General features: G+C 39.1%; 7 protein-coding genes. All 7 read left to right on the top strand.

Annotated elements, in window-relative coordinates; genetic code table 11:
• Positions 1–334 precede the first annotated feature (334 nt).
• The 7 genes from ACFIKY_RS08395 (at position 335) to ACFIKY_RS08425 (ending at position 10,998) form a co-directional block, all read left to right on the top strand.
• Positions 335–1,537, top strand: coding sequence for an MFS transporter (locus ACFIKY_RS08395; RefSeq protein ID WP_375636684.1), 1,203 nt, complete (start codon positions 335–337; stop codon positions 1,535–1,537).
• Positions 1,538–1,731: 194 nt separating this feature from the next.
• Positions 1,732–2,406, top strand: a complete 675-nt coding sequence (locus ACFIKY_RS08400; RefSeq protein ID WP_375661692.1) for a hypothetical protein — start codon at positions 1,732–1,734, stop codon at positions 2,404–2,406.
• Between the two features lie 10 nt (positions 2,407–2,416).
• Complete coding sequence (locus ACFIKY_RS08405; RefSeq protein WP_375661693.1) at positions 2,417–3,655, top strand: DUF2087 domain-containing protein; 1,239 nt, start codon at positions 2,417–2,419, stop codon at positions 3,653–3,655.
• Between the two features lie 511 nt (positions 3,656–4,166).
• Complete coding sequence (locus tag ACFIKY_RS08410; protein ID WP_375661694.1) at positions 4,167–5,321, top strand: MFS transporter; 1,155 nt, start codon at positions 4,167–4,169, stop codon at positions 5,319–5,321.
• 1,310 nt (positions 5,322–6,631) lie between these two features.
• Positions 6,632–7,105 carry a hypothetical protein gene (locus tag ACFIKY_RS08415; RefSeq protein WP_375636693.1) on the top strand — a complete coding sequence of 158 codons (474 nt, stop codon included), beginning with the start codon at positions 6,632–6,634 and terminating at the stop codon, positions 7,103–7,105.
• A gap of 719 nt (positions 7,106–7,824) precedes the next feature.
• Positions 7,825–8,994 carry an MFS transporter gene (locus ACFIKY_RS08420; protein WP_375636694.1) on the top strand — a complete coding sequence of 390 codons (1,170 nt, stop codon included), beginning with the start codon at positions 7,825–7,827 and terminating at the stop codon, positions 8,992–8,994.
• A 639-nt stretch (positions 8,995–9,633) separates the two neighbouring features.
• Complete coding sequence (locus tag ACFIKY_RS08425; protein WP_375636696.1) at positions 9,634–10,998, top strand: MFS transporter; 1,365 nt, start codon at positions 9,634–9,636, stop codon at positions 10,996–10,998.
• Positions 10,999–11,094 lie beyond the last annotated feature (96 nt).

Below are 11,094 nucleotides of genomic sequence, written 5' to 3' on the forward strand. Positions count from 1 at the left end.
AGGATACTTTCATGCTTTAAAACTTCTACCTCTAAAGCAAACACATAAAAAGCTGCACACATGATGCAGCTTTTTTTGCAAAATTTCCTGATTGCTCTTTTGTATCATTGTCTCTCATATCAGATAACTTCGCCAGTCTATAATCCTTCAATACTCCCCTTTCAAAAAACATAAGGAGTTGCTCATCGCTGCAAATAGGCATTGTGCTTATTTTGAAGAGAGCTCTGTAAACTTCCTTTCTCAACTGATTATCAAGAAAAACTAGACAAAGCGCGGGATATCCCATAAATACGCAGAAGAAAATTGTACCTTTAGCATCTTGGGGAGGAGCACTGTGACAAAGAAAAAATCCATGATTTTCGTCCAAATAGGACTTTTCCTTGTTTTGGGCTTTAGCAGCTTTGCCGATGAAACAGCGCAAGTTACATTTGCTCTCCACTTAGCAGAAAGCACAGCTTCTATTTCAATGCTCCTTTTTGCAGGGCTTATCGGGGCAATTTTTGCCGGACCAATTGCACCACGCCTCTTGCATCGCTTCCAACCAGCACGAACAGTACCCATTGTTTTATTGTTTGAAGCACTCTTTATAGCCACAGCTGCAATCGCCAACCAATTTTGGATTTATATTGCACTTTCTTTCGCACTGGGTTGTGCTGGTTCAATCTTTTGGTCTGCTATCCTCGTTTCCGTCCCAGAATTTGCAAACAATGATCAGCAACTAGACCGTATAAACCGCGTTATCCAAACAGTTCGTAATCTTGGTTACATTGCTGGACCACTCTTAGGGGGGGTGTTGTATGGAATATCAAACGGGCAAAAAGGATTGTTTGCGCTGTCAATCATGGTTCTTTTTGCCACCTTTATCACTCTCTTCTGTTTTAAAAGTTTAAAAATTCATACACAAACGACAAACACAACGCAAAAAAGCAAAAAAGGGCTAGACTTAAGAGGCCTCTTGCGTAAAAAAAATGTTGTCTATGCTCTTGCACCCCTCATCATTACCATCATCCTCACCTCTGCTCTCAACGTCTTATCGATTGTCCGCATTCGTACCGATCTCAACTTAAGCGCTGAAACCTATGGGATAATCACAAGCATGGTAAGTCTTGGCCTCGTGGTTGGTCCACTCTGTTTCTCCAGCCTTTTTCATCGCTTTGGCAATGCCGCTGGTGCATCACTTGCCGCTACAATCATTGGATTTGCAATTTTCTGCTTTTCCCTCACACAACTCATATGGCTGATGATGCTGTCATTTTTCATCCTTGGGAGTGCAAACGGCGTACAAAATGCTCTAATGGCAAGTTTTATGATGAAAGCCATTCAAAAAGAACAGCGAAACAGTCAAATGCCCGCTTATCTCTTCATCATACAAACATCCGTATGCCTTGGCTTTATAGGAGCCGGTTTTGTCCATGTTCATCACACACAATACACACTCTTTGTCATCGGCATCGCCACAATGATCGCAGGCATATTAGGTTTTATTTTGAACAGTGCCGTACAAAAAAAGGAACAGAGAGAATTTGAGAATGGTTAGTGGACTCGGCGGTTTGTCCAGCCAGCAAACAATGCCCCAAAAATGGCATGACAATCACCACCTGATCAAATCATTGTATCTCTCATGCAACCCCATACCAACCCAATAGGACTTTGATAAACCACTCTTTAATGTAGAGCAACTAACAACCCTCCCCAAAACTTGATATTTTAAAGCAAAAAAACAATAACATCATGCAACAAGATCCTATAGGCTTAAACTTTTACAATGGAACAGGCGGCTATGTGTGGCAACTGGCAGACTATATGCGACATGATTGTCATGAGAGCTCCCATACACTTGAATTGCAAAAACCAACACCACCCATAGCCATCAATTCTTTCGCTGTCTATCCACGTGAACTCAATCCTTTATCACGCGTTCAATGGGTAAAGGACGTACAGATAACGAGAAATAAACCAGCTTTAATTGGAAAACGGCAAATACAACCTGCAACCGTTGTTTCTACAAAAGGAGCGGCATTTGGCGGATTCGACTTTCCCACATTTGAAGCACTTCGTGAAGGCTGCCTTGTCCAATCACTGAGAGAAATACAACTCAATGGTACTCTTCTTACCTCTGGAAGTCTTTTGATATCACTTTTACGACACGGTCTCATCAAAACAGATCAAAAAGCATTTTCAGAAAATGATGCAACCGCTCTTTTACGAGAGCCAACATGTATTATCATAGATTCTTCTCTTGGCACTCTTGCCATTAATCAACTCAATGAGCGTACAATCCGGCTTCATGAAAAAACAAAACATCTCTTGAAGCAAGCCACCACACCAATACGTATTCAATATCCGCTAGAGGATTCAATAAAGTTTTTTGTAAAAGCAGGAATGCTGCGATTGATAAAATTATAAGGATAAAAAGATGCAGCTGATAAGACCTGGCATGGGAACAGAAAATAGTGCTCAACTTATCCATGCACTTATTCAAATGGCAAGACCGCGCACAGTCATTGAAATCGGTGCTGGTGATAGTACGCGCTTTATCGCAAAAGCACTTCAAAAAGCGAAATTATCATGGCAACAAGATAAAAAACTTTTAGAATCCTCCACTTGGGAAGAGCGCACAGCTTTGCTTGATCCTTCAGGAATTCCTGAAAATTACGAACCACAACTGATTACAATTGATGATTTTACAGCCAAAGGTCAATCAGCAGAAGAAGTATGGCAAGAACTTCTTAAAGATGGCATTAAAAAAGACACTGTAACATTTATCAATGAGAATTTCTTCTCTCTTGATGAAAGCACCCTCAAATCTTGGGGACCAATAGATTTTGCTTGGATCGATGCTGGAACTCCAGCAGATGATGTGCGATTTGTTATAACCCTTTGGGAACACATCACCGCTGGTGGTTATCTTTGTTTGCATGAACCAACAATGACAACAACAATTGCTCTCAATGGGGCACAACGGGGTCAAAGTGTCAGAACTCCCATATGGGAAGAAATCCTCTATCGGCTTGATGGCTCCTATGAAGCTTTAACACTCCCTGAAAACCACAAATATCGGCAGAGTGGTCTTGGTATCATCCGTAAACGCACCCCTGCCGAACAAATTGTACGCGCACAATCGCTACAAGCAGAACTCATAGAAATCAATGAATTGCCCATTCGAAATGATATTTTGCCCATGGGAAAAGAGACCCTTCGCAAACGCGATACCCGCAATTCACTAATCTCTGCCATGACCTCACCTGCACTGCGCGCTGTTTATGCCGCCATTATCCTTGGTGCGAAAAATCTTTCCGAAGTCCTCAAACATGTCGATTCAGATGCGAAAAACATTCACAAATCCATCAATCGCCTTTTGAACCTCGGACTTATTCACAACACAACAGAAGGATTTCAAGCCGAAGAAACACTGTGGAAAATGCTAGAAAATAAACATGAGCGGAATAGGGAAAATTTAAGCGACCGCCATTTAGAAACAGAAGAGATGCTATCAAAAATTGCACAAGCCTTTCAGAAGGAAAAAATCTATAGCGAAACGGAAGTTTCCAAGATATGCAACCTCTTTACGATAGACTTTGCCCGATTACGACGCACTCTTGTTGAGAGGGGTTTTTTACAACGCCATGGAGGCAAATATCAACGCATGCGCTAAAAGAGAATTGAAAAATGTTAGCGAACTCTATCGTTTTTCTTCTATATTTCAAGAGAATGAATAACCTTCCACTAAAAAAATATAATTTCATTAAAAGGTTATAAAATCATTCATCTCATTCATATGTTGACAATCTATGGAGGGGTTAGTACATCCCCTTTATAAAGGATACAATGGAAAAGCAAGAATACGGGGTGCCAATTGGTTATCAAATAGGATTAGAAACAGTCAAAATCACCAGAAGAAGATATGGGATCAAGGTCTCAATGATCTTACCGATTATTGCGCAAACATCAGGAAACAGTGTTGTTACTCAACCCAAATCATGCTCGATATTTCTAAAAACATCGTAGACAAACAAAAAATAACATTCTTGCAGTGGACTGACTGATGAATTGATAAAGAGACTATTTCAACGAAATGTGCACAGCGGAAACAGGGCTGACAAAACTTCCTCAACAGATACAACAAAATGTATTTGATCATTTAACGACACTTCTATGGAAATTCCATGGGCAAAAATAAAATTCCTTTTTTCATCTATAGCACAGTTTTTCTTTCTGAATTTTCCTTTTTCTTTGTACTCCCTCTGATTGGAAACTCTTCTCTCATAACTGCTGCCAATGTTGCGTTTTATCTCTCTGGGTCGGTAATCCTTGAAAGCATTCTCATGGTAACCACAACAAGTTTATTAGAAAGACTTTCTCGTAAACTCTTAATGGCTACCGCCTTTATTTTAAGGAGTAGCGCTTTTGTATGCGTTATCCTATCGCTCATGCCTTCTGCATGGTTGACCTTTTTTACCTTAATGGCTTTTTCGAAAGCAATTTCAAAGCCATTTTTGAGAGAAATTTTATCAGAACATCTCAAGGGAAGTGCTCTTAAGCGCGCATTAACTCTCTATTCGTTTTTTCAAAACGCTGCGGTCGTTATTGCCCCTCTTGTTGCAATGATTGCCATAAAATATAACGCATCAACTTTTTTAATGGCTTTTTTTGCACTCCTTGGTTTGTATCTTTGTGTTCTATCTCTCAAAATTGTTTATCATTACCCGCATAAAACATTATCTCTTGAAAAGGATAAAAAAACAAAAAAAACTCTTCTTTTTTCTTTAAAAACAATAATACATAATCGTTCTATTGCTTATTTGCTGGTCACGGCTTTGCTTTGTACATTTCTCATGGGAATTTTCATCACCACCACAACACTTCTCAATAAATTTGACAGCAATCTCGCCCCTTATAGTGGAATTTTCTTTTCAATTGTTGGCATCAGCATTTGTATCTGGCAGGGAGTAATCAATAAACATCTCACCCTTTCCGATAAAGCAACTTTTTATCTGCTCTGTTTTATGGGAAGTTTCTCCTCATTTTTCCTCATGGGTGGGGTCTTTACCGCTGTAACCGCATTAATTGCCTACAGTGTCTATGAATCTGTCATGGTTCCAGAAATATATTATCAAGCAGGGAAAACAACCGTATCCCTCTCTGCCAGTGTTCTTTTTAGTTATATTCTTGTTGTTTCAAATATTGGCCAAGCCGCCGGCTCATGGACAAGTGGATGGATCATCAGCTATTTCAACAGTCATATCGCTTTCATCTTTTGCATGATTGTTGGTGCCTCCGCCTTTGCCTCTTGCCTGTGCCTCATACAAACTAAAAAATAAGCAGCTTCCATGTCACATATCATTTTTGAAAACCAGTAGCACAACAAGAGCACCCAAAACACTTCGCCATAAATCACTCAATTATGGGGCTGTAACACACTCTGCGGCAAAGAACCTCAAAACGGTCTTTAAAGATTGTTCTGTAAGCCCTATTGCCAATTGCCTCACAGCTTAAAGGATTATGGAGCGGATTTTTGTTTTCCCATGAAGTTTGTCACCTTTTTAAAATAACATATTATCCATTCGCCTCTATGGTTGATCTTGAGACTTTGAATTCAGCTATCGAAGAATTTTCTATTGATACCATCATATGCCTACCAAGTTTTGCGGATAAACTTATTACCATATCTTGAGAAAAAAATTAAATCTCTCAAAAAACCTATTTTCTCTTGGAGAAGCCTTTCAAGCTTAAATCTGTGTTGAAAATAAAAGACATAATCCCTGAATTGCATATTAAGCCTCTTAGCTTTACCACCCAAGAAACTGGTCCAATAGGATTCCAGTGTTACAAGATTGCCAATGTTTTTTAGACAAACAGTAATGTTTACATTTTATAGGACACATTCAAGCGAAAACACATCCTGAAAATGATGCCTAAAAACAATGAATGAAGAGTATCCTTTTTTATCCTGATGATGCTTCATTACTTGAGCGCATCACAGGTGAGAGTGTTCATATTGCATAGGATCAATCATATAACTGTGGAACACCACGAACATACCTTACACCTGAAAGGAAGAACACCAACCTTTTATAATATTATGGGCGCTTTAACTTCTATTCACGATTTAACAAATGTCTTGAATCTTCAAGATTGTACTCTTTCGGCAAAAGACCATGCAACGCATTATCGTGAAAAAATTTGAACACGGGTGGATAGAGTTTTATTGTTCATTAATTCACCTGCACACCCTTAAAAGAAGCGCTCTTTTATCATCGCTCTCATCCTCTTATTTGATAAAAGAGGGTATCAATAAAGCGCAATTTTTCCATATTTGCTTTATGCGGAAATCTCAATTTGTTCGCTCCTCAAGCTCTGAAAAAATACCCCCCCCAAATAAAATCCTTTTTTCAAACTTCTCAATATCCTATAGTGCCTGATAGTGATTTAGTGGAAATTAAATAAGCTAAGATTGCAACTTCCCACAAGCGTTCTTGCGCTTGATTATTATTGCCCCCATACGCGCTTTTTCATTTTTTTCAACGTCCATCAACACAGTTGTCCTTGTCATAATCGCATTTTGAAGGGGATAAACAAACGATTTTTGCGGCTTTTTTCACCAAATAATTCCCATGAAGAGAAGATAGAGATGCATTTTGTACTGGTGGAAGCCTCAACCTTTGACTTGGCTAGACTTATAGAGGCAGCAGAAACGCTCGCACTTCACTTACACCTCCTCACCCATAATAAAGATCTCTATTTTTATGAACTGGATTATATTAAAAGCGTGCATCTCAGTGTTATTGAACGCGATACATTTCATCATGCGGAAATGATAACCTATTGCCAAAATTTAAAAAACTTTAGTGGCATTCTCAATCTTACAGACACGTGGGCGACAAGTGTCAACGAAATCTCCGCCCAGTTGGGATATAAAACCCAAAATGCCTATGCGATAAATATCTGTAGAGACAAAGCTTGTTTAAGAAAAATCCTCTGTGAAAAAGGTCTCACAAAAGGACAAATAACTGTTATTGAAAGTGAGGCTTTCCAAGCCACACACAAGCTCTCCTATCCTGTCATTCTGAAAGACCCACAGGGAACAAACTCAAAAAACGTATAGTTTGCAGAAAATAAAACGGAATTTACCGCAATCATGGAATTTATAAAAAACCATACTTCCCTCAAAAAAAATCTCATTGAGACCTTCTTTACAGGCACACTCTACAGTGCTAAAACCATTAGCTATCGAGGGAAAACAAAGCTTCTCGCCCTCTCAAGCAGGGTCATGTCAGACATGCCTGACTTTAAGAGACTTGCAACAACTTTCCCTTAGACAAGAACATTGCACAATTACAGGGAATAGAAGAAGGGATTAAAAATATCCTAGCAGCTGTTTCCTATCATGGGGGCTTTGCACATACGGAATTTATCATCACTGAAGGGAACTTCTTTAAAGTTGTTGAATAAATCCACGCTTAAGAGGCGTGCAAATTGGTGAAGCACTCTGCCAAACTTTTAACACCAATATCTACAAAGGATTTTTAGAATGTGCACTAGGAAGAGAACCTAAATTATTTCAAAAAGAACTGATCCCCAAACCTTTATCGGTCAAGCACTTGTCTATGCAAAACAACAGGTAAATTTCAGCAAATGCGCTTGCAACATGCAAGGAGCAAACAAGCTATTCTCTACCCATTCCCTTACAGGGAAAAACTCTGAATTTGAGAGAGCAATCTGCGTGCGCTGACATTTTATTGACCTCAGGAACAAGTTCAGAAACGGCTCTGTTAAATGCACTTTCTTAAGCAAAAAAAGTAAATCTTGTGGTGGCAAAATAAAATGGTGCGTAAATTCTTCACTTTCAAGGCAAGCATAAAACTCATCCTCATAACAACTTTACTGAGCAATATTGGGATATTTATGGTTGTCCCTTTTTTGGCGATTTACTTAAATAAACTTAACTCTCTCAGTACAACAGAAGTTGGAATCATCATCGGAGTAGCTTTTTTGTGCAAAAAGGCAGGCTCTCTCTTAGGAGGGTTGCTCTCCGATTATGTCCATGTAAAAAAAACAATGCTTTTAGGTCTAGCAACACGAATCCCTGGCTATCTCATCATTGGTTTTACGCATAATTTTTATATCCTCCTCCTCTCTTGCGCCTTCATTGGTTTAGGAAGCAGTCTATACACTCCTGCTGCGAAATCTTTTTTAGTAAGAAATGTTTCGAGAACTGAAAAAGTGGATGCCTTAGCAACAAGATCAGTCTTTGTTAATATAGGGGTCTCTATCGGTCCCTTGCTTGGAATGTTGATTTTTAAAATGCTCCCCTCCTTATTATTTAGTTTCGTTGGATTGATCTTTTTTTTATTATTTCTTCTGAACTGCACCTTAAAAGAAAGCTCTAATACTAACAAATTGGACAAAATAAATTTTTCTGATTTTAGAAAGTTGCTCACCAACAAGACCATGCTTGGCGTTTCGCTTTTTATATTCTTGTTTACCTTTTTTTATATCCAACTCGAAAGCACCATACCTGTATTCAGTAATCAGGTTTTTGAAGGAAGTGCTACTTCTTTTATTTTTGTCTTGAATGCTCTCATCGTGATCTTTTTCCAAATGTCTGTTTCCAAATGGGCATGTAAAGAAAACTCCAAAACGCCCAAAGTATTATCCTTTGTTTTGTTTGGAATCTCATTCCTCCTCCTCCACGCTCTTGAGCATTCTTATTTTTACCTCTTCTTCGCGATCATCCTCTTTTCCTTTGCTGAAATCGTGATCTACATACGCCTCGATTATGAGGCCACAAATATAGATGAACGCTTAATCGCTAGCACATTTGGAATCATGAGCTTGTCCAGTGCTTTCGGAGGCATGGCAGGAAGTTATCTTGGCTCCCTCTTCTACAACCAAGAATTTTTTGGATTATCGGTTTGGCAGATCTTGAGTATTGCCTCTCTCAGTACCGCCCTCCTCTCTCTCCTCACACTCAAAAATTCAGCAAAAAGGTAAGTTGATGAAAAAGCATATTATCCTCTTCACCCCCCATCATGCCATGATTGATTGCACATCACTCAACGATATCGAGATGACAATTTCGGACAAACCTAAAAATACCCCCCTCTCCACTTATATGAAGCAAAACTCTCTCTTTCTTTTTGCTTATCATAATGTATCTTTTACGAAAAAAGATCATCAGCGCCATCCATAGCAAGAATAAACAGCCATAATCATCATAACATTGACGTTCTCATAACTTTGCCCCCAAAAGCTCTTCCACAAGCATCAGAATTGTCCAGACTTTAAAGGCTTAAAACATTATCATGGAAAAACAATGGAACGAATACAAAAATAAATACGCAATGCATTTATTCCTTTCTGATCATGCAGAGGATTCTCTCAAATTTTCAAACATGCAAAGTGAGTTGACGACGAATAGACTCCTCGATAAACTCATTGAGATCAGCTTAACTGATAGCTTCATTTTGGAGGAAGAGGGGTTGTACACAAGAGAAGCATTTGGGGACCATCAGCACTTCCAATCACATTCATCCCCATATTAAAGCCATCACAAACGGGTGTTCATTCTCAAAGTCTGTGATTTATGGGGTAGAACCAATATTTTAAAGAGTATCTGTAGGGAGCAAAATTATGCAAAAGGTGGATTCCTATACCAAATCAGAAAGGTATGTCATATATACCGTAATTATTTCCAGCATACTCCCCTTGCTGGACGGAAGCATTGTTAATGTCATCCTTCCAGACCTTGCTTTTTATCTTTCAGTAGAGGAAAATAATATACAATGGGTTGTAACATCCTATTTTCTTGCCACCGTGCCAGGATTGTTGATAGCAGCTTTTGTGCAAGGAAGAATAGGTATCAAAAGAACTTGGTTTCTTGCAAGCTTCATTTTTATGCTTGGATCACTGGGGGTAGGATTAAGCTATAATTTTCCAACCATTATATCTGCCCGTATCGTTCAAGGTTTCGGGACCGGTCTTTTGCTGCCCCTTAGCCAAACCATCATTGCCTTACAATTTGGACAGACACGAGTGCGCCAAGCCATGGGCACCATAGCCGTACCAACAGTTTTCGCTCCTGCCTTTGGTCCGCTGGTGGGTGCCTCACTTGCTCAGTATGTCTCTTGGCGTTTGTTATTTTTTATCAATATTCCGCTCATTTTATTGGCGCTCACCATTGGAGCGAAACACTTAAAGAGCAACGAAACAACAAAAACAAAATTTAACTTATTTGCATTTTTAGCGTTTTTCATATCGCTTATTTCATTTTTTTATCTCACAGAAGCCAGAAATATAAAGAACAACACCTCCGTATATATCCTAGCACTTATAGCGGTGATATCTCTCATATTGTTCATTGTTTCTAATCAGAAAGCAAAAAACAAATTAATCGTCTTTAGCGGATTTCAAAATGTGCGCTATACATTACTCATGATCATGGGGCTTGTTGCTTCATTTCTTTTTTATAGCTTCCTCGTTTATTTCCCACTAGCCGTTGCCATGGAACAAGCCCATGAAAATAGCCTTCTCATCATCGGCGCAGTCCTTGCTTTGCAAGGAGTGGGTGCATGGATCGGAAGGAAATTTATTTACCAAAAATGGAAAGAAAAATCTCCCTTTTTCATGATAGGAATTGGTTTGGTGATATCAAGCTTTGGATTATTATGCTTCGGCTATAATATAAGCATGGATGGGCTTGGATTCTTGCTAAGAGGCATAGGGCTTGGCATCACCACCATTGTCTGCCTTTCCGCCCCTATCCAATATGTCAACAGTTTATACGTCAAAGATACAGCAGTTATCACACGCATATTACAGCAAATAGGCGGAGCTTTGGGGGGTGTATTCGCTGGCTTTTTGATCCATTCGCTGACAGAGGAATATCTTTCCCTCAATCAAACATATCTCATATTCTTTATATTCTCTATCGCTGCATTTTTACTGTTTTGCCTCGCACTCTCCTTATCGCATAAAGAGAAGGGCTCCGATTTATGATATGCTTTGTTTGAACGCCTTATTCTATAACATTTCCCATTAGGTACATTTTTATATTTTCACGTTTTATCATGAGCGCAGTGTCATGTTCAGATG

This window comes from Bartonella sp. CR127HXZ (assembly GCF_042194555.1).
Taxonomy (GTDB): domain Bacteria; phylum Pseudomonadota; class Alphaproteobacteria; order Rhizobiales; family Rhizobiaceae; genus Bartonella; species Bartonella grahamii.